General features: G+C 64.5%; 15 protein-coding genes. 12 read left to right on the top strand and 3 right to left on the bottom strand.

Annotated elements, in window-relative coordinates; genetic code table 11:
- Positions 1-118: 118 nt before the first annotated feature.
- From asnB to XpruCFBP8353_RS10800, 5 genes are all read left to right on the top strand, one after another.
- Positions 119-2,059 (top strand): asparagine synthase (glutamine-hydrolyzing), encoded by a 1,941-nt coding sequence (gene asnB, locus XpruCFBP8353_RS10820; protein WP_101363249.1) that lies wholly within the window; start codon positions 119-121, stop codon positions 2,057-2,059.
- A gap of 170 nt (positions 2,060-2,229) precedes the next feature.
- Entirely contained in the window at positions 2,230-2,784 is a 555-nt protein-coding gene (locus XpruCFBP8353_RS10815; protein ID WP_101363248.1) for an NADPH-dependent FMN reductase, read from the top strand.
- 221 nt (positions 2,785-3,005) lie between these two features.
- Positions 3,006-4,436: a replicative DNA helicase gene (locus XpruCFBP8353_RS10810; protein WP_101363247.1), complete on the top strand. Its 1,431-nt coding sequence runs from the start codon at positions 3,006-3,008 to the stop codon at positions 4,434-4,436.
- 102 nt (positions 4,437-4,538) lie between these two features.
- Entirely contained in the window at positions 4,539-5,957 is a 1,419-nt protein-coding gene (locus XpruCFBP8353_RS10805; RefSeq protein ID WP_101363246.1) for a cryptochrome/photolyase family protein, read from the top strand.
- 277 nt (positions 5,958-6,234) lie between these two features.
- Complete coding sequence (locus XpruCFBP8353_RS10800) at positions 6,235-6,960, top strand: OmpA family protein (protein ID WP_101363245.1); 726 nt, start codon at positions 6,235-6,237, stop codon at positions 6,958-6,960.
- 813 nt (positions 6,961-7,773) lie between these two features.
- On the opposite strand, the gene XpruCFBP8353_RS10790 is transcribed toward XpruCFBP8353_RS10800, so the two are convergent.
- The gene (locus XpruCFBP8353_RS10790; RefSeq protein WP_101363243.1) at positions 7,774-8,808 is read right to left on the bottom strand and encodes a LysR family transcriptional regulator; all 1,035 of its coding nucleotides are present in this window, start codon (positions 8,806-8,808) and stop codon (positions 7,774-7,776) included.
- A gap of 128 nt (positions 8,809-8,936) precedes the next feature.
- Here XpruCFBP8353_RS10790 and XpruCFBP8353_RS10785 point away from each other — a divergent pair, with 128 nt between their 5' ends.
- From XpruCFBP8353_RS10785 to XpruCFBP8353_RS10760, 6 genes are all read left to right on the top strand, one after another.
- Positions 8,937-9,164 carry a hypothetical protein gene (locus XpruCFBP8353_RS10785; RefSeq protein ID WP_101363242.1) on the top strand — a complete coding sequence of 76 codons (228 nt, stop codon included), beginning with the start codon at positions 8,937-8,939 and terminating at the stop codon, positions 9,162-9,164.
- The gene (locus XpruCFBP8353_RS10780; RefSeq protein WP_162301022.1) at positions 9,161-9,934 is read left to right on the top strand and encodes an SDR family NAD(P)-dependent oxidoreductase; all 774 of its coding nucleotides are present in this window, start codon (positions 9,161-9,163) and stop codon (positions 9,932-9,934) included. Before XpruCFBP8353_RS10785 ends, XpruCFBP8353_RS10780 begins: the two co-directional genes overlap by 4 nt.
- A complete protein-coding gene (locus tag XpruCFBP8353_RS10775; protein WP_101363240.1) occupies positions 9,931-11,121 on the top strand; it encodes an efflux RND transporter periplasmic adaptor subunit in 1,191 nt (396 codons plus the stop codon). The genes XpruCFBP8353_RS10780 and XpruCFBP8353_RS10775 overlap by 4 nt, the downstream gene beginning before the upstream one ends.
- A 178-nt stretch (positions 11,122-11,299) precedes the next feature.
- On the top strand, positions 11,300-14,476 hold the full coding sequence (locus XpruCFBP8353_RS10770) for an efflux RND transporter permease subunit (protein WP_101363239.1): 3,177 nt from the start codon (positions 11,300-11,302) through the stop codon (positions 14,474-14,476).
- 42 nt (positions 14,477-14,518) lie between these two features.
- Positions 14,519-15,250 (top strand): SDR family oxidoreductase, encoded by a 732-nt coding sequence (locus XpruCFBP8353_RS10765; RefSeq protein WP_101363238.1) that lies wholly within the window; start codon positions 14,519-14,521, stop codon positions 15,248-15,250.
- Complete coding sequence (locus tag XpruCFBP8353_RS10760) at positions 15,244-16,668, top strand: efflux transporter outer membrane subunit (RefSeq protein ID WP_101363237.1); 1,425 nt, start codon at positions 15,244-15,246, stop codon at positions 16,666-16,668. The genes XpruCFBP8353_RS10765 and XpruCFBP8353_RS10760 overlap by 7 nt, the downstream gene beginning before the upstream one ends.
- Positions 16,669-16,930: 262 nt before the next feature.
- On the opposite strand, the gene XpruCFBP8353_RS10755 is transcribed toward XpruCFBP8353_RS10760, so the two are convergent.
- Complete coding sequence (locus XpruCFBP8353_RS10755; RefSeq protein WP_101363236.1) at positions 16,931-17,905, bottom strand: GGDEF domain-containing protein; 975 nt, start codon at positions 17,903-17,905, stop codon at positions 16,931-16,933.
- A gap of 94 nt (positions 17,906-17,999) precedes the next feature.
- Between XpruCFBP8353_RS10755 and XpruCFBP8353_RS10750 the strand changes: the two genes are divergently transcribed.
- Positions 18,000-18,305, top strand: a complete 306-nt coding sequence (locus tag XpruCFBP8353_RS10750) for a hypothetical protein (RefSeq protein WP_101363235.1) — start codon at positions 18,000-18,002, stop codon at positions 18,303-18,305.
- A gap of 194 nt (positions 18,306-18,499) precedes the next feature.
- On the opposite strand, the gene XpruCFBP8353_RS10745 is transcribed toward XpruCFBP8353_RS10750, so the two are convergent.
- Positions 18,500-20,200, bottom strand: a complete 1,701-nt coding sequence (locus XpruCFBP8353_RS10745) for a sensor domain-containing diguanylate cyclase (RefSeq protein WP_108723533.1) — start codon at positions 20,198-20,200, stop codon at positions 18,500-18,502.
- Positions 20,201-20,207: the final 7 nt, after the last annotated feature.

Genomic DNA, 20,207 nt, shown 5'->3' with positions numbered 1-20,207 from the left:
CGAACTCTGGGCTGTCCTTTCTTTCATCGGCATTGGCAATGCGCTTGCGCGCGCTGCGCGTGACGCGTGTCGGCGACGCCCGGCTAGTCGCCATTGCCGGCAGGCAGGAGCACTGACGATGTGCGGATTGGCAGGACTGTTGCTGGCTTCGCCGCGTCTGCATGGCGAACAGCTCGATGCGCTGGTGCGGCCGATGGGCGCCGCTTTGCGCCATCGTGGCCCGGACGATGCTGGCACCTGGTGCGATGCGCAGGCGGGTGTGGCGCTGGCGCATCAGCGCTTGAGCATTCTTGATCTGTCGCCGCTCGGCCATCAGCCGATGCGCTCGGCTGATGGCCGCTACATGCTGGCGTACAACGGCGAGATCTATAACTTTGCGCAGCTGCGCGCGGCACTGTCCGCGCTCGGGCATCGCTTCCGCGGCCACTCCGATACCGAAGTGTTGCTGGCGGCCGTCGTGGAGTGGGGCCTGGAGGACACGCTGACCCGTTGCAACGGCATGTTCGCCATTGCGTTGTGGGATGAGCGCGACAACTGCCTGTTCCTGGCGCGCGACCGCGTCGGCAAGAAGCCGCTCTACTACGGGTGGGCCGGCGACACCTTGGTGTTCGGTTCCGAACTCAAGGCCTTGTGGCAGCACCCGGATTTCGACAACGGCGTCGACCGCAATGCGCTCACGCTGCTGCTGCGGCTGGGCTACATCCCGGCGCCGGCCTGCATCCACGAGCAGACCTTCAAGTTGATGCCTGGCCGTGTGCTGCGCATGGATGCGCAGGCTGTGGCGGCTGGCGCTGCCGCCCATCGTCCCGATCAGGTGCAACAACCGTTCTGGAACGCTCGCGAGGCGATGCAACGCGCGCTCGCCGCGCCGTTCACCGGCAGCGACGCGCAGGCCGAAGAGCAGTTGGATAGCGTGTTGCGCGATGCGGTGGCCTTGCGCATGGTGGCCGACGTGCCGGTAGGCGTATTCCTCTCCGGCGGTACCGATTCGTCCATCGTCACCGCGATGATGCAGGCGCAGAGTGCGCAGCCGGTGCACACCTTCAGCATTGGCTTCGAAGGTTCGCATCACGACGAAGCGCCGCTGGCGCGCGAAGTCGCCACGCATCTGCACACCGACCACACCGAACTCTATGTCAGCGGCGCTGATGCGCTGGCGGTGGTGCCGAGCTTGCCGGACATGTTCGACGAGCCCTTCGCCGATGCCTCGCAAGTACCGACTGCGTTGGTGGCACGGCTGGCGCGTGGCGGGGTGACGGTGGCGCTGTCCGGTGACGGCGGCGACGAATTGTTCTTCGGCTATGGCCGCTATCAACGTGCGCTGCGTAACTGGCGCATGCATGGCCTGGTACCTGGCCCGCTGCGTCGCCTGATGGCGGTGGCAGCGCGCAGCAATGGCGAATCCTCGCGCACCGGTGGGTTGGCTGCGCTGGTGGCCGAGGCCGGCGCGCGCGGCATCGGGGATATTTACCGCAACCGCATTTCGCGCTGGCGCGACCCGGCTGCGGTGGTGCTGGGGGCGACCGAACCCGACAGTTTCTACAGCTTGGCTGACCCGCTGCATGGGTCCGGCACCCCGGCGGACGCGATGATGCTGGCCGACTTCGCTGCGTACCTGCCCGACGATCTGCTGTGCAAGGTGGACCGCACCACCATGGCGGTGGGGCTGGAAGCGCGCGCGCCGCTGCTGGACTGGCGCGTGGCCGAATTCGCCTGGTCGTTGCCGCTGTCGCTGAAGTACCGCGATGGGGTCAGCAAATATCTGCTCAAGCGCGTGCTATGCCGCTACCTGCCGGACGCGATGGTGTACCGCGGCAAGCGCGGCTTCGGTGCGCCGGTCAGTGCATGGCTGCGCGGCGATCTGCACGGCTGGGCGGACGATCTGCTGGCACACGGCGCGCTGCAGCGCGAGGGCGTGTTCGCTGCCGACACCGTGGCTGGCTTGTGGCGCGACTTCAACCGTGGCGAGCGCAAATGGCATACGCACCTGTGGACGGTGCTGATGTTCCAGGCCTGGCAGGCGCACTGGCGCGCACAGCGGGCCGCCATAACGCGCTGACGCGTGGCGTTGCGGTGTGGACACAGGGTGGCAGTGGGTTCTAGCCGCTTGTGCGCGCAGACGCCGCCGCGTGCATCCACTGGCGCTTGGGCCGCCGATGCCGGCGAGGTTTCACCAGCTCTGAGCATCGGGCTGGGTAGGGTGGGTCCTTGTTTTTCACGGAGATTCCCATGAGCAAGCTCACCATTGCCGTGCTGGTCGGCAGCCTGCGCGCAGAGTCGTACAACCGTCAGCTGGCGCGTGCGCTGGAGCATCTGGCCGGCGACAAGGCCGTGTTCGAGTACCTGGAAATCGGCGATATCCCGCTGTACAACCAGGACCGCGATGGCGATTACCCGGCCGAAGGCACGCGTCTGAAGCAGCAGATCCGCGCTGCTGATGCGGTGCTATTCGTGACCCCCGAATACAACCGCTCGATTCCCGGCGTGCTCAAGAACGCCATCGACACCGGCTCGCGCCCCTATGGCGATAGCGCATTTTCCGGCAAGCCGGCGGCGGTGGTCGGCATCTCGGTCGGCGCCATCGGCACTGCTACTGCGCAGCAGCATCTGCGCAACGTGCTGGCGTATCTGAACATGCACGTGCTTGGTCAGCCAGAGGTGTTCCTGCAGTACAAGGACGGCCTGTTCGGGCCCGGCGACCAGATCGCCAACGCCGACAGCCGCAAGTTCCTGCAGGGCTTCATCGACCAGTTCCTGGGCCTGATCGGGCAGCTCAAGCGCTGAGTTGACCACAGCGGCGCCGCACTCGCGGGCGGCGTCCTGCTGGGCCTGGTGGAGGGGTAGAAATCCAGGCGGCACAAGGGTCTCGGCATCTGCGACGACCGGCGCGTAGAACGCTGATACACCGGCTATACATCAGTTATCCACAGAGTTGTGCATGGTCGTCGGCGCCGTCGGTGACTATGCTTCCTGCCCTCGTCTCCCCGCGTCAGGTGTGTTTGTCCATGTCCGCTCGTCCTGGTTTCCGTTCCAAGCGCAATCGCGATCGCGATGACGACGATTACGATCGTCCCGAGCCGCGGATTGACCAGTTGCGGTTGCCGCCGCATTCGGTCGAGGCCGAGCAGGCCGTGCTGGGGGGCTTGATGCTGGCGCCGGACGCGTTCGACCGCGTCAACGACCAGCTCACCGAAAACGACTTCTACCGACGTGACCATCGGTTGATCTACCGCGCGATTCGCGAGTTGAACGAGAAAGACCGCCCGTTTGATGCAGTGACCCTGGGCGAGTGGTTCGAATCGCAGGGCAAGCTGGAGCAGGTGGGCGATGGCGCCTACCTGATCGAGCTGGCCAGCACCACGCCGTCGGCGGCCAACATCGCCGCGTATGCGGAGATCGTGCGCGACAAGGCGGTGCTGCGGCAGTTGATCGAAGTAGGCACCACCATCGTCAACGACGGCTTTCAGCCGGAGGGCCGCGAGAGCGTGGAGCTGCTGTCGGCTGCGGAAAAGGCGGTGTTCAAGATCGCCGAAGCCGGCGCGCGCGGGCGGACCGACTTCGTCGCGATGCCGGGTGCCTTGAAGGACGCCTTCGAAGAACTGCGTAATCGCTTCGAAAATGGCGGCAATATCACCGGATTACCGACTGGCTACACCGATTTCGATGCGATGACCGCCGGCCTGCAGCCGACCGATCTGATCATCCTGGCCGCGCGTCCGGCGATGGGCAAGACCACCTTTGCGCTGAACATCGCCGAATACGCCGCGATCAAGTCCAAGAAGGGCGTGGCGGTGTTCTCGATGGAAATGTCGGCCTCGCAGCTGGCGATGCGTCTGATCTCTTCCAATGGCCGCATCAATGCGCAGCGCCTGCGTACCGGTGCACTGGAAGACGAGGATTGGGCGCGCGTGACCGGCGCGATCAAGATGCTCAAGGAAACCAAGATCTTCATCGACGACACCCCGGGTGTCTCGCCGGAAGTGTTGCGTTCCAAATGCCGCCGGCTCAAGCGCGAACACGACCTGGGCCTGATCGTCATCGACTACCTGCAGCTGATGTCGGTGCCGGGCAACAGCGAAAACCGCGCGACCGAAATCTCGGAAATCTCGCGTGGCCTCAAGGGCCTGGCCAAGGAACTCAACGTGCCGGTGATCGCGTTGTCGCAGCTCAACCGCTCGCTGGAAACCCGCACCGACAAGCGCCCGGTGATGGCCGACCTGCGCGAATCCGGCGCGATCGAGCAGGACGCGGACATGATCGTCTTCATCTACCGCGACGATTACTACAACAAGGAAAATTCGCCGGACAAGGGCCTGGCCGAGATCATCATCGGCAAGCACCGCGGTGGTCCGACCGGGGCGTGCAAGCTCAAGTTCTTCGGTGAGTACACCCGGTTCGACAATCTGGCGCACGACTCGGTGGGCAGTTTCGAGTAAGCGCAGTGGACCCGCTGGGCGGCCATCCGTCGCCCGGCATCGCGCCATCGTTGCGCCCGCTGGCATATGCTGCCCAGCCTCATCGTTCGCTGCCGAGTTCGTATGTCATACGCCATCGTCTGGTTCCGTCGCGATCTGCGTCTGGAGGACAACCCGGCCTTGCGTGCCGCACTCGATGCCGGGCATCACCCGATTGCGTTGTACATCGACGCACCGCACGAAGAAGGCCAATGGAGGCCCGGCGCCGCATCGCGCACCTGGCGGCATCGCTCGCTTGCAGCGCTGGATGATGCACTGCAAGCGCGTGGCAGTCGCCTGGTCATTCGGACTGGCGACAGTGCGCAGGTGCTGGATGAGGTGATCGCGCAAACTGGCGCGGTGGCGGTGTACTGGAACCGCAAATACGAGCCGGCCACGCAGCCGCGCGATGCGCAGATCAAACGTGAATTGCGCGAGCGCGGGATCCAGGCACAGAGCTGCAACTCCGCGTTGCTGTTCGAGCCGTGGCAGCTGTCCACGCAGCAGGGTGGCCCGTACAAGGTGTTTACGCCGTTCTGGCGCAATGCGCTGACGCAGCTGCAGTTGCCCGCCGCAGTGCCTGCGCCGCGCAGCCTGCCGCCGCTGCCTGCGACGTTGAAGACAGCTGCACTCGACACGCTGCAGTTGGTGCCGAACTTGAGCTGGGACCAGGGCTTCTGGGAGCACTGGCAGCCCGGTGAAGCCGGCGCGCACGAAATGCTGGAGATCTTCATCGATGGGGCACTATCGGGGTATCGCGAAAACCGCGACCGTCCCGATCGTGTTGGCACCTCGCAACTTTCGCCGCATCTGCACTTCGGCGAGATCGCGCCCTGGCGCATTGCCAGCACCCTTGAAGCGCATCGCAATGCGCGCAATGGCGCGGAAATCGATGGCTATATCCGCCAGCTGGGCTGGCGCGATTTTGCGTATCACCTGCTGCATCACTTTCCGGACACCACCAACCAGAATCTCAATCCGCGCTTCGAAGGATTCGACTGGGCGAAGGTCGATCCGGTTGCGTTGCAGGCCTGGCAACGTGGTCGTACCGGCATTCCGATCGTCGACGCCGGCATGCGTCAGCTCTGGCACACCGGTTGGATGCACAACCGTGTGCGCATGATTGTCGCCAGTTTTTTGTGCAAGCATCTGCGCATCCACTGGATCGAAGGCGCGCGCTGGTTCTGGGACACCTTGGTGGATGCGGACCTGGCCAACAACACGCTGGGCTGGCAGTGGGTGGCCGGCACCGGCGCCGATGCAGCGCCCTATTTCCGCGTGTTCAACCCGGTGACGCAGGCGGAAAAATTCGATCCGCAAGCAACTTACATCACGCGTTGGGTGCCCGAGCTGGGCAAGCTTGCGGTGAAAGAACGCTTCGCGCCCTGGTTGCATCCGTTGTCGCTCGCACGCTTCGCACCAGAGTACCCGCGCACACCGATCATTGGCCTAGCCGAGGGACGCGACGCGGCGCTGGCAGCCTATGCAAAATCGCGCGCGTAGTCGCAGCTGATTGATGCGTGTGTGCCTGTTTCTACAGCGCACGCCGCGTTGCCTGAAGAGTTGGTACGGGGCAGCGTGCGCGTGTATTGCCGCGCATGCGCATGCGCGGGCGAATGCGATGGCGCACTTGTGGCGTGTCCACGCCGAAAACGTTTTCCTGAATGGCATGCCCGCTGCGCGGGTGGTGCGGCGCTTTTCATCATGCGGCAGTCGCGTGGGGCTGTTTATCCTCGCGCACACGATTGAGTGCCGGATGGTCCGGCCATAGGAGAACACCATGTCCCCAGCAGCCACCAAGAGTCTTTCCGTTGCCCTGGCCAGCGCGATTGCGCTGTCCGCTTGCGCCACCGGCGGCTCGTACGTACAGCGCGATCAGTATGGCGACCAGACGCAACAGCAGAATCGGACCGGCCGCAATGCGCTGATCGGTACCGCGATTGGTGTGGCTGCAGGCCTGCTCACCGGCGACAGCGCCACCGAGCGTCGTCAGCACGCCATGGTCGGCGCCGGTATCGGTGCGCTGAGCGGCGCGGCAATCGGCCAGTACCAGGATCGCCAGGAGCGCGCGTTGCGCGAGCGCACCGCCAACACCGGTATCGAAGTACAGCGTCAGGGCGACAACATCAGCCTGAACCTGCCGGACGGCATCACCTTCGACTTCGGCAAGTCTGCATTGAAGCCGGAGTTCTATACCGCGCTGAACGGCGTGGCCTCCACGCTGCGCGAGTACAACCAGACCATGGTGGAAGTGGTTGGGCACACCGATAGCGTCGGCAGCGATGCAGTTAATCAGCGCTTGTCCGAAGAACGCGCCGGGGCAGTGGCGCAGTACCTGACCGCGCAGGGTGTGCAGCGCGAGCGCATGGAAACCATGGGCGCGGGCAAGCGTTATCCGATTGCCGACAACACCACCGATGCCGGCCGCGCGAAGAACCGTCGTGTCGAAATCCGTCTGATTCCGTTGCGTGCCGAAGGCGCGGCCAGCACTACCGGCATGCGTTGAGTGTGATGCAGTGAATCGTGGCGAGTCGGATGACTCACCCGGGATGTGCTGATGTACTGAAAACAGGCCGCGAAAGCGGCCTGTTTTTTTCCGCATGGTGTGTGATCAAGAGCAGCTAAGCCAATCGCTTCGGTTTAGAGCGGCTGGTGTGCACGGTTGTGAGGTTTCGGCCCTTCTCGCGTCATCGGCTGGTGCGTCTGCAGAACTGCGCATCTGAGTGTTGCTGCAGGGCCCTTGCCCGCCCACCATCGCAGGACACGCCACAAGTCCGTCCTTATAGGCTCCTTGGCGGCCTCCATGCCGCCAAGGGTCCCGCGACGGTGAGCGGGCAAGGACCAGTCACGATGGTCGGTGCGTTGATGAAGCGACGGTCGCTGGCTAGTGGCGAGTTGCGGCCAGTTCGCTGTGCCCAATCAAGAAGCTTCACCATCGCTTCGTAGCACGAGCAGTTTTTCTCGAAGCAACGACCAACGTGCTGGTGTGGTGTCCACGCCGATTGCGGGACCGTTGGCGGCATGGATGCCGCCAACGAGCCCCGATAGATGCGTTTACGGCGTGTCCCGCGAGCGGCGAGGGCACCGTACGCCAGGCCAATTCGGCTTTTGCGCGCATCAGGTGATCGCAGCCAATGACACTACGGATGACGCCTCAATCTTTTCCAACTCACCAGTCAGCACAGTGAGATCGTCTGCAAAGTACCGAGCTGTCGTCGGCTGCACGCCATGTGGTGACAGAGATGCACTCACAGAGCTGCATCGCTGAACGGACGGCCTGCGCCAGACGGCTGACACCGTCGGTGCATTCGATTCGGTACTACGCCGTGACGTCTTCCAGAATGCGCTTGCCTTCGGCGCGCAGTTCCGCTTCTGCGCCCACTTCGACTTTCGCATCGTTGTCGGCTTTCTGTGCGGCCAGACGGGCCGGACACTGCGCCATCATGTAGTCCGCGTCGAAGTTCATGCGCGTCACCAAGAAGTCCACGAACGCGCGCACTTTCGGCGATACCAGGCGGCCGCCGGCGAATACCGCGTTGAAGTCCACTTCCGGCCCCGTCCAACCAGCCAGTACGCGGCGCACCAGCCCCGATTGCACGAAGGGTTTGGCCATCACGTCGCCGGTCAGCAACAAGCCTTCGCCGCACAGCACTGCGCCGTTGAGCGCGGCCGGGTCATTGGCCACCATCAGTGGATTGACCGGGAAATCGCGCACATCGCTGCCGTCGCTGAGCGACCAGAAAAAGCGGTTGTTGTGCACATTGCGGTTCTTGCGCAACGCCAGCGTGCGATGGAATTGCAATTCGTCCGGATGCAGCGGCTCGCCATAGCGTTCGATATACGACGGACTGGCGAACACCTGCGTGCGCAGGCTGCCGAGCTTGCGTGCGACCAGATTGGAATCGGGCAGCGCACCGACGCGCAAAGCCAGATCGGCTTCGCCGCCGATGAGATCCAACTTCTCGTTGCCCAGATGCATGTCCAACTGGATTTCCGGATATTGCGCATGGAATTCGCCCAGCAATGGCGCGATCCAGGTAATGCCCAGCGAATACGGCACGGTGAAACGCAACCAGCCGCGCGGACCGGATTGCAATTGCCCCACCGCGCTTTCGGCTTCTTCCAGTTCGCGGGCGATGCGCTGGCAATGCTCGTGGTACACCGAGCCTGCTTCGGTCAGGCCGATGCGGCGCGTCGTTCGGTGCAACAGGCGCGCGCCCAGCCGGGTTTCCAGTTCTTGCACCTTGCGGCTGACGGTGGTCTTGGGCAACCCAAGCGCGTTGGCGGCAGCGATGAAGCTGCCTTGTTCGACCACCTTGACGAAGATCAAGGTGTCGTTGAGATCGTGTGTCATGGGACTGCCTTCCGGGGTCAGGAGGGATTAGACCGCTTGCGGGACGATTATTCCCCTAAATCCGGACTAATCAAGTGCTGCTTTGAGGCCTAGCTTATGCGGCATCCCTTCTACGCAGGAGCACGGCCATGTGGTTGTGCGATGTTTTCGGCTTGTCCTCCAGGTCCCGCAATGCCATCGAAAGTGCCTTTGATCCGGTGGTTTCCGTCGGAAATCGGTCTCACAGCAGCGTTTCGCGCCAATTCTCCAGCTCGCCACGTCGGCAGGCTGGCGGCGCTCCAGCGCAGCGGACTGGACTGCCGGCACACTGGGTGCAGCGCGGAATTGTCCCGATCTCGGGAGTGAAAGTCCCATGATTGGGATGGTCCAGTCCGAGACGGCCGTCATTGGTGGCGCGGGCAATGTGGGCGCCGGCATCGTTGCCGCGCTGCTCGACGCCGGCATGCCGACCGTGGTGATTGGACGCGACGCCGTCAAGCTCGATGCCCTGCGCGCGCAGCATGGCGACTCGCCGTTGCTGGACATCGTCCAGGGATCGGTTGCCGACGATGCGTCCGCGCAGCGCCTGGCCACCGAGCTGGCACAGCGGCGCCGACCGCTGGGCGCGGTGATCGCCAGCCTGGGTAGCCCGCCCAAGGCCGGACGTCTGCTGGATCGGCCGGTGGCCGCCCTGCGTCGCCGCCTGGAGCGCGACGTGCTGCCGCATCTGGCTGCCGCCCGCCATCTGCTGCCGCTGCTGGCCGAGGCCGATGGCGGTGGCCGCTACCTGTTGCTCGGTAGCCCGTGTGCGCTGCGTGCCTGGTCGGCGCATGGCGACCGCTCGGTTGCGGCCTCAGCCACCCGCATGCTCGCGCAGGTGTTGCACGAGGAAGCCAAGCCGTTGGGCGTCCGGGTGCATCTGCTGTCGGTCGAGCAGCCGGTGTGTACCCCCGGCCGCGCCAAGGACGCGTGTCCGGAATGGATCCGCGCCATCGATGTCGGTCGCGCCGCTGTTTCCCTCATTGCCGGGCCTGGCCAGCCCGGACAAGCCATCGTGACCGTCAGTCGTCGCCCGCCGGCCGCACCGTCGGCGAGCCGGCTGGCCGGTCTGCAATTCCCCATCCCCACCCGAGAGATTTCCCCATGACCACGAACGCCACCCCGTTCCGTTTTCCCTTGCGTACCGCGTTGGCGGGCGCCGTGCTCGCAGTGGTGCTCGCCGGCTGCGGCAGCAAGGCCGCCGAGACCGGCGCACCCCCGCCGCCCAGCGTCAGCGTCGCGCCCGTGTTGATGAAGGAGATCAGCCAGTGGGACGAATTCAGCGGCCGCATCGAGCCGGTGGAAAGCGTCGAATTGCGTCCACGCGTGTCCGGCTATATCGACAAGGTCAACTACACCGAAGGCGCCGAAGTGAAGAAGGGCGATGTGCTCTTCACCATCGACGAGCGTAGCTACCGCGCCGAGTTCGCGCGTGCCAATGCCTCGCTGGTCCGTGCCCGCACACAGGCCACGCTGGCGCGTAGCGAGGCAGTACGCGCGCGCAAACTGTCCGAGCAACAGGCGATATCGACCGAAACCTGGGAGCAGCGCCGCGCTGCCGCCGATCAGGCCGACGCCGACCTGCAGGCCGCCCAGGCCGCAGTGGACACCGCCAAGCTCAACCTGGATTGGACCCGCGTGCGCGCTCCCATCGACGGCCGCGCCGGGCGTGCGATGGTCACCGCCGGCAACCTGGTCACGGCCGGCGACAGCGCCAGTGTGCTGACCACCCTGGTGTCGCTGGACAAGGTGTTCGTCTATTTCGATGCAGACGAAGGCACCTTCCTGCGCTACTCGCAAATGGCCCGCAACGGCGAGCGCCCGGACGCACGTGGCGGCGAGTTGCCGGTGCGGATCGGGCTGGTTGGCGAGCAGGGCTTCCCGCATACCGGGCGCGTGGATTTCCTGGACAACCAGGTGACCCGTAGCACCGGCACCATCCGCGTCCGCGCGGTACTGGATAACGCGCAGCGGCAGTTCACGCCGGGGTTGTATGCGCACGTGCAGTTGTTAGGCAGCGGCCAGTTCAAGGCCATGCTGGTCGATGAAAAGGCCGTGCTGACCGACCAGGACCGCAAGTACGTCTATGTGGTGGACAAGGACGGCAAGGCGCAGCGCCGCGATGTGGAGCTCGGCCGCAGTGCCGATGGTCTGCGCATCGTGCGCAGTGGCCTGGCCGCCGGCGACCGCGTGGTGATCGATGGCGTGCAGAAGATCTTCATGCCGGGCATGCCGGTCGATGCCAAGACCGTGGCCATGGCACCGGCGTCAGACAAGCGCACCGCTTCCAATTAGGTATCGCCAACGCACGTTGCGCGCAGTCGCGCCTGCCCGGCGACTACGCATCACCTGCCACGGCTGCACTGATTCATCGCTGCATCGCAACCCATGACCGCCGGCCTCGTCACCAGGCCGGTCCGGGGCCGCTGTGCCGCGCCGCCACCCGGCGGCAACCTCTTTCAGGACCATTCCCATGGACTTTTCCCGTTTTTTCATCGACCGGCCGATCTTTGCCGCGGTGCTGTCGATCATCATCTTCGCGGCTGGCTTGATTGCCATGCCGCTGTTGCCGATCAGCGAATACCCCGAAGTGGTGCCGCCGAGCGTGCAGGTGCGCGCGGTGTATCCGGGCGCCAACCCCAAGGTCATCGCCGAAACCGTCGCCACGCCGCTTGAAGAAGCCATCAACGGCGTGGAAAACATGATGTACATGAAGTCGGTGGCCGGCTCGGACGGCGTGCTGGTGGTCACCGTGACCTTCAAGCCCGGCACCGATCCGGACCAGGCACAGGTGCAGGTGCAGAACCGCGTCAGCCAGGCGCAGGCGCGTCTGCCCGAAGACGTGCGCCGACAGGGCGTGACCACGCAGAAGCAATCGCCGACGCTGACCATGGTCGTGCATCTGACTTCGCCCAAGGGCAAGTACAACTCGCTGTACCTGAGCAACTACGCCACCTTGAAGGTCAAGGACGAGCTGTCGCGCCTGCCGGGCGTGGGCCAGATCCAGATCTTCGGTGCCGGCGACTACGCCATGCGCATCTGGTTGAACCCGGACAAGGTGGCCGCACGCGGGCTCACCGCCAGCGATGTGGTCGCCGCCATCCGCGAGCAGAACGTGCAGGTCTCCGCCGGCCAGCTCGGCGCCGAGCCGATGCCGAACAAGAGCGATTTCCTGCTCTCGATCAATGCGCAGGGCCGCCTCACGACCGAGGAAGAGTTCGGCAATATCGTGATCCGCAGCGGCAATAGCGGCGAGATCGTGCGCTTGAGCGATGTGGCGCGTCTGGAACTGGGCGCCGGCAACTACACCTTGCGCTCGCAGCTGGACAACCAGAACGCCGTGGGCATGGGCGTGTTCCAGTCGCCCGGTGCCAATGCGATCGAATTGTCCGACGCCGTGCGCGCCAAGATGGCCGAGCTGCAAAAGCAGTTCCCGCAGGACATGGCGTGGTCGGCCGCCTATGACCCGACCGTGTTCGTACGTGACTCGATCAGCGCGGTGGTGCACACGCTGCTGGAAGCGGTGCTGCTGGTGGTGCTGGTGGTGATCCTGTTCCTGCAGACCTGGCGCGCCTCGATCATTCCATTGCTGGCGGTGCCGGTGTCGGTGGTTGGGACATTCGCCGCGTTGTATCTGCTGGGCTTTTCGATCAATACGCTGAGCCTGTTCGGCTTGGTGCTGGCGATCGGCATCGTGGTCGACGATGCGATCGTGGTGGTGGAAAACGTCGAACGTAATATCGAAGAAGGTCTGAGTCCGCTGGCGGCGGCACATCAGGCGATGCGCGAAGTGTCTGGCCCCATCATCGCCATCGCGCTGGTGCTGTGCGCGGTGTTCGTGCCGATGGCGTTCCTGTCGGGCGTGACCGGCCAGTTCTACAAGCAGTTCGCGGTGACCATCGCCATTTCCACGGTGATTTCGGCGATCAACTCGCTGACCTTGTCGCCGGCGCTGGCGGCGATGCTGCTCAAGTCGCACGACGCACCGAAGGATGGCCCGTCGCGGTTGATCGACCGCTTGTTCGGCTGGTTGTTCCGCCCGTTCAACCGTTTCTTCAACACCAGCTCGCACAAGTATCAGGGTGCGGTGTCGCGTGCGCTGGGCAAGCGTGGTGCAGTGTTTGTGGTGTATCTGCTGCTGCTGGTCGGTACCGGTTTCATGTTCAATGTGGTGCCGGGTGGCTTCATTCCGACCCAGGACAAGCTGTACCTGATCGCCGGTACCAAACTGCCGGAAGGATCGTCCCTGGAGCGCACCAATGAGGTGATCCGTCAGATCACCCAGATCGCGCTGCAGACCGAAGGCGTGGATCACGCAATCGCATTCCCCGGTCTGAACCCGCTGCAGTTCACCAACACGCCCAATACCGGCACGGTGTTCCTGACGCTCAAGCCATTCAGTCAGCGCAGTCGTACTGCCGCGCAGATCAATGCGGAAATCAATGCGCGCATCAGCCAGATCCAGCAGGGTTTTGCGTTCGCCTTCATGCCGCCGCCGATTCTGGGCTTGGGCCAGGGCTCGGGCTACTCGCTGTACATCCAGGACCGCGCCGGTCTGGGGTATGGCCAGTTGCAGACTGCAGTGAATGCGATGTCCGGTGCGATCTCGCAAACGCCGGGCATGCAGTTCCCGATCGGCACCTACCAGGCCAACGTGCCGCAGCTCGATGCCAAGGTCGACCGCGACAAGGCCAAGGCGCAAGGCGTGCCGCTGACCAACCTGTTCGACACGCTGCAAACCTATCTGGGCTCGGCCTACATCAACGACTTCAATCGCTTCGGTCGCACCTATCAGGTGATCGCCCAGGCCGATGGACAGTTCCGCGACAGCGTCGAAGACATCGCCAACCTGCGCACGCGCAATGCCAACGGCGACATGGTGCCGATCGGCAGCATGGTCACACTGGGTCAGACCTATGGCCCGGATCCGGTGATCCGCTACAACGGCTACCCGGCCGCCGACCTCATCGGCGAAGCGGACCCGCGCGTGCTGTCGTCCACCGAAGCAATGCAGAAGCTGTCCAGCATGGCGCCGCAGGTGCTGCCCAACGGCATGAACATCGAATGGACCGACCTGAGCTATCAGCAGTCCACGCAAGGCAACTCCGCATTGATCGTGTTCCCGATGGCGGTGCTGCTGGCGTTCCTGGTGCTGGCCGCGTTGTACGAAAGCTGGACCCTGCCGCTGGCAGTGATCCTGATCGTGCCCATGACCTTGTTGTCTGCGCTGTTCGGTGTGTGGCTCACCGGTGGCGACAACAACGTGTTCGTGCAGGTGGGCCTGGTGGTGTTGATGGGCCTGGCGTGCAAGAACGCGATCCTGATCGTGGAGTTCGCCCGCGAACTGGAAATGCACGGTAAGGGCATTGTTGAAGCGGCACTGGAAGCCTGCCGCCTGCGCCTGCGTCCGATCGTGATGACCTCCATTGCCTTCATCGCCGGCACGGTGCCGCTGGTGTTCGGCCATGGCGCCGGTGCCGAAGTGCGCTCGGTCACCGGCATCACGGTGTTCGCCGGCATGCTCGGTGTGACCTTGTTCGGCTTGTTCCTGACTCCCGTGTTTTACGTGGCCCTGCGCAAGTGGGTGACCCGTCGCGGGCCCGCGACGCCGCCTGCCGTTGCGCACGACCATGCGCACGTCAACGCCTAAGCGCGCGTTGCATCCCCCTACATACATTCGAAGGACTTACACATGAGCAACACCAAGATCGCATTAGTCACCGGCGCCACCCGTGGTATCGGCCTGGAGACCGTTCGGCAATTGGCCACCGCCGGCGTGCAGACGCTGCTGGCCGGCCGCAAGCGCGACGACGCAGTCGCCGCCGCACTGAAATTGCAGGCCGAAGGCCTGCCGGTGGAGGCCATCCAGCTCGACGTCAACGACGACATCAGCATTGCCGCCGCGGTGGGCACGGTCGAGCAGCGTCATGGCCATCTGGACATCCTGATCAACAACGCCGGCATCATGATCGAGGACATGCAGCGCGCTCCGTCGCAGCAGAGCCTGGAGGTGTGGAAGCGCACGTTCGACACCAACCTGTTCGCCGTGGTCGAGGTGACCAAAGCCTTCCTGCCGCTGCTGCGTCGCTCGCTGGCCGGGCGCATCGTCAACGTGTCGAGCATCCTCGGCTCGCTGACCTTGCACAGCCAGCCCGGCTCGCCGATCTACGACTTCAAGATTCCCGCTTACGACGCTTCCAAGAGCGCGTTGAACAGCTGGACGGTGCATCTGGCCTACGAGTTGCGCGACACCGCCATCAAGGTCAACACCGTGCACCCGGGCTATGTCAAAACCGACATGAACGGTGGTGGCGGCGAAATCGAGGTGGAGCAGGGCGCCTACAGCAGCGTGCAGATGGCGCTGCTCGACGCGCACGGCGCCACCGGCAGCTTCACGCATTTGGGAGAAGTGTTGCCATGGTAAGGAACGTCCTGGGCCTCACCCTGGCCGCGCTGGTGCTCAGCGGTTGCGCGGTCGGGCCGGATTACCGCCCCGAACCACCTGCCGCAGTGACGCTGCAAGGCGCGCAGGATCCGGCGTACAGCACGCAGTCGCCGGTAGGCAACTGGTGGTCGCAGTTCGACGACCCGGTGCTGGAGCAACTGGTGCGCGACGCCTTGTTCGCCAACCACGACCTGCGCATCGCCGTGGCGCGCGTCAAGCAGGCACGCGCGGTGTTCGTCGAACGCCGACTAGATCAGGCGCCGCACATCACCGCGCAAAGCAGTTTTGATCGTCGCGAACAGCAGCAGGTGGTCGCCGGTAATCAGCGCTTTCTCACCGAGCAAACCACGCTCGGTCTGGATGCGGCCTGGGAGCTGGATCTGTTCGGCCGCCAGCGGCGCGCATCGGAGGCGGCGCGTGCCGATCTGGATGCCGAGCAGGCCGACCTGCAGGATGTGCAGGTCACCGTTGCTGCCGAAGTGGCGCGCAATTACTTCCAATTGCGCGGCACCCAGAAGCAGTTGGAGGTCTCCAAGCGCACGCTCACCAATCTGCACGACACCCAGAAGCTCACGCAGACGCGGTGGGACCTAGGTGCCGGCAGCGAGCTGGATGTGCAGAGCAGCTTGGCGCGGTTGAAGGCGATCGAAGCGGATATTCCGCTGCTGGAGACCGCAGAAGCGCAATACCGTCATCGCCTGGCCGTCTTGCTCGGCCAGCAGCCGGATGCCCTGGATGCCACCTTGGTTGCGCGCACCATGCCGGCGTTCGCGCGCCCGCTGCCGCTGGGCGATACCGCCGGCTTGCTGCGGCAGCGCCCCGATGTGCGCAGCGCCGAGCGTCGGTTGGCGGCGGCCACCGCGCAAGTGGGTGTGGCCACTGCCGATCTGTTTCCGCGCATCAGCGTGAGCGGGTTTGTCGGCTTCCTGTCCGGCGATGCGGCCAGGTTGACCGAGGGCAACGCCAAGGCCTGGTCGGTGACCCCGTCGATCAGCTGGGCGGCCTTCGACTTCGGCACCGTACGTGCGCGCTTGCGTGCCAGCAAGGCGCAGGCTGAAGGTGCGTTGGCGCAGTATCAGCAAGCCGTCTTGCTGGCGCTGGAAGACACCGAGAACGCGTTGATCGGTTATGGTCGCCAGCAGGCACGTTTGGCCATCGTGGTGGAGCAGGCCAATGCCGCGCGGCGTGCCGAGCAACTGGCGCAAATCCGCTACCGCGAGGGTTCGGAAGACTTCCTCACCCTGCTGGATGCGCAACGCACCCAGCTGGCCGCCGACGATGCATTGGCGCAGGCCGAGGCGGCAGTGAATGTCGGCGTGGTCGGCGTGTACAAGGCGCTCGGTGGCTGGAAGCAGGACCAAGCGCCTGCGGCACCGGTGGCCGTGGTCAATCGTTGAACGCTGCAGGCGGGGCGGCCAATGGGTCGCCCCGCAGGCTGGGCTGTGGCGATAAGCGATAGGCCGCTGGCTATGGTCCAACGCGTTTACGCAAGACCGTTGGCAAGATCGGCCGCGCATCCGTCGCCGTGCGTTCGCTCACGCCGGGCTTCGGGTTGCTACTGACACGGTCGGCAGCACGAATTGCATTCGCCCCGGGTGCCTTCAATCCATCTGCCATGTGCGTCTGCATGCCAGGGGCATGCACGCTGGCTGGTGGCGCTTACCCTGCAACCCGCGCGCTGTCGCGTCCGCCGTTCTTGGCCAGATACAGTGCTGCATCGGCACGCGAAAACCAGTCCTGCCAATGCGTTTCGCCGTCGTGCCGTGCCGCACCCAGCGAGACGGTGATGCGCCCGCCCGGTCCACGCAGGCCGTTGCGTATCACCTTGCGCAAGCGTTCGGTGGCCGCTTCCAGTTCCGCAAGCGAACCGGCCCGCAACAGCACCACGAATTCTTCGCCGCCAAAGCGGAATACCTGATGCGGTTCGCGTACTTCGAAGCGCAGGATGGTGGCCAGATCCGAGAGCGCCGCATCGCCTGCGGCATGCCCGTACAGATCGTTGACCTCTTTGAAATGATCCAGATCCAGGATAATCAGGCTGTTGAGCCGATCATGCGGTTGGCGTTGATCGATCTGATGGGTGAGTGCGCGTTCAAGCATGCGGCGATTGGGCAAGCCGGTCAGCGCATCCAGCGAGGCCAGCTCTTCCAGATGCACGCGGTCGTCCTGCATCCGCAGCGAAAACACGTAGCCCACCGCCAGCGTCACCAGCGTCACCACAATCGTCGAAACGCCCTGGCCGGGGCTGGTGATCAAGCCGGGCAAGAACAGCAACGCGGCCAGCAGTGGCAGGCTCAACAACACCGCGCGTCGCGGCCCGCACAAGAAATAATTGGTCGCCAGGACCGGGAACAGCCAGGGCAGGGCGCCATCGCCACCGGTCCAGCATGCAACCAGGCACCCGCCGACATTGATCGACGCCAGCCACACGCCGCCGGCGCCGGTTTGTTCGGCGCTACGCATCTGCCAGCCGCGCCAGACCGCGAGCAAGCCCAGCGACATGGTGACCAGGCAAGCAACCACCTGACCGGTCATGGCCAGGTACACCGCATAGAGGCAAAGCAACAGCGCAGTGATTGGCCCAAGCATCTTGACGATGCCAAGGCGGAAATCCCGCCGCAGGTGGAGGATCACAGGGAAGGTTCTGTAGGAGTCGGCAACATTATCGGCGGGGTGTCTTCAAAGTTGAGCGTGTCTGCATCTGCGCGCCGGGTAGGAAAATGAAGCGTTGCAGCGCAAGGCTTCGCACATCCTTGACGTTCTTGCGGCAACCGTATCGTCTTTGTCGTCGGAGTCTGCCATGCCCGCCCGCGAAGAACTCGAGATGCGCCTGGACGCGTTGCAGGAAGCGTTGCCGAAGTTGTCGGCAGATGAAGATGCGGACTTCGACTATCTGGATTTCCAGGCGCGTGCGGAAGCGATCCTGCGCAGCGCGACGCAGGACGATGCGGCCTATGTACGCACCCGCATCGATGGCATGCTGGCCGGCGCTGGCCTGATTCCCACCGATGACGCTGGCCACGCCTGCGGTTGATGCCTTGTCCTGCGTGCGAGTGCATCTGCGTGCGCGCCCGTCACTGCAATGCGCGCGGGTGAATGACGCAAGCGGTGTCGTGCAGTCGCTCGCGTCCACAGCCGCAAGGCGCAAGCGCTGAATTCGGATACCAGAATCGACCGCGTGACCATGCCTCTGCAGGAGCTTGGCGAAGCAGGCTTTGCCGCCGGCGCTCACGCCGCGGTTGCGAGCACGTGCGCACTCACGACTTGATTGCGGCCACCCTGTTTGGCGCGATACAACGCCTCGTCCGCCCGCCGCAGCAACTGCGCCACGGTGCCGGCGTGGTCGGGGAAGCTGGCCGCGCCGAACGATGCGGTGACCTTCGGCAGTGAGACGCCATCGCCCATCACCTGCAAGGCCTCGATGCCGGCGCGCAGTTTCTCGGCCATCATGCAGGCGGTGGGCAGATCCACCTCGGGCAGGATGATCGTCAATTCTTCGCCGCCGTACCGGCAGCAGATGTCCTCACCGCGGGTTTGCGACAGCAGCAACTCGCCGATGGCCGCCAGCACGCGGTCGCCACCGCTATGCCCATGCAGGTCGTTGAATTGCTTGAAGTGATCCACATCCAGCATCAGCACCGACAGCGGCAGCACCCGACGCGTACAGCGCGCCAGTTCGTGATTGAGGGCTTCTTCCAGATAGCGGCGGTTGTACAGACCTGTCAGCGGGTCGCGGATCGATTGCTGGCGCAGCGTTTCGCGCAAGCGCAGGTTGTGCAGCGCCAACGACAGTTGCTCCGCTGCCGCCTCGGCGACGGTCAGCGATGCGAGATCGCTTGGGTCTTCGCTGCGCAACGCCAGCATTCCCAATTGCGTGCCTTGCGCCGATAGCGGAATGCAGGCCGTGCCCGCATGCGGCGGGAGATTGACGCCGGCATGCTGACACAGCATGCCCTGGCTGGCGTCCATCACCACATGGGTGCGGTCGCGACGCAGCGCCCAGCAGTTGTCCGGTGCGATGCTGGCACCGGCGTCGTCGGCCATCGTGCCCCAGGCGACCACTTGTTCGGCGCGATCGCGCGAGGCACGCAGCAGATACACCGCGCCCGCTGCGCCAGGCATCAGCGGCGCGATCGTGCGTGCGGTGATTTCCAGCGCTTCTTCGGCATCGCGGCAGTTCTGCAGCAACCCTGAGTACCGCGACAGCGCCTCCAGACCAGCAGAGGTGCGTTCAAGTGCCGCAAACGATTCGGTCAGGCGCTCGCTGGTATGGCTGGCCTCGTCTTCGGCACGCGTGCGCCGTTCCAGCTCGCGCGACAGCAATCGGTAGGCCAGCAGCATCACCAGCAGTCCGCTGACAATACCGATCACCGTCACCCACAGCACCCATTGCGCACTGCGCGTGGTGGCGTCGTTCCGCCGCACCAACTGCTGGCGCTCAAGCTCCGTCATGGTCTGAACCTGGCGGCGTAGCGACGAAGAGGTCTGGAACACGCCACGTGCGATCGACGTCCGTGCGCCGTCCAGGCCCTGCTTGCGATAGCTGTGCAACAGATCGTCGATCTGCACAATGCGCCCATCCACCAGCCGGCCGAGTGTCGCGACATTGCGCCGCTGTACCGGGTTGTCCTGCACCAAGGCATCCAGCCGCACGATACGTTCGGGCAAGCGTCCGATCGCATCGGCATAGATGCCTAAAAAGGCCTCGTTGTCGGTCAGCACATAGCCGCGCACCGACGATTCCGCCGACAGGATGCCCGCCTGAATCTCATCGATGCTGGCAATGACCTCCTGTGTATGCGTCACCCAGCTGGCGGCCGACAGCGTCTGCCGCGTCGTGAGATAACCACCCACGCCGATCAGCACAAAGATCAGTCCGCCTACCAGCAGCGCCCCGGCAGCGCGGCGTTTCGTTCGTTTGTTTACCACCGCGTTC

This window comes from Xanthomonas prunicola (assembly GCF_002846205.1).
Taxonomy (GTDB): domain Bacteria; phylum Pseudomonadota; class Gammaproteobacteria; order Xanthomonadales; family Xanthomonadaceae; genus Xanthomonas; species Xanthomonas prunicola.
Note: the sequence above shows the minus strand (reverse complement) of the source record. Positions and strands in the feature narration are given on the sequence as shown.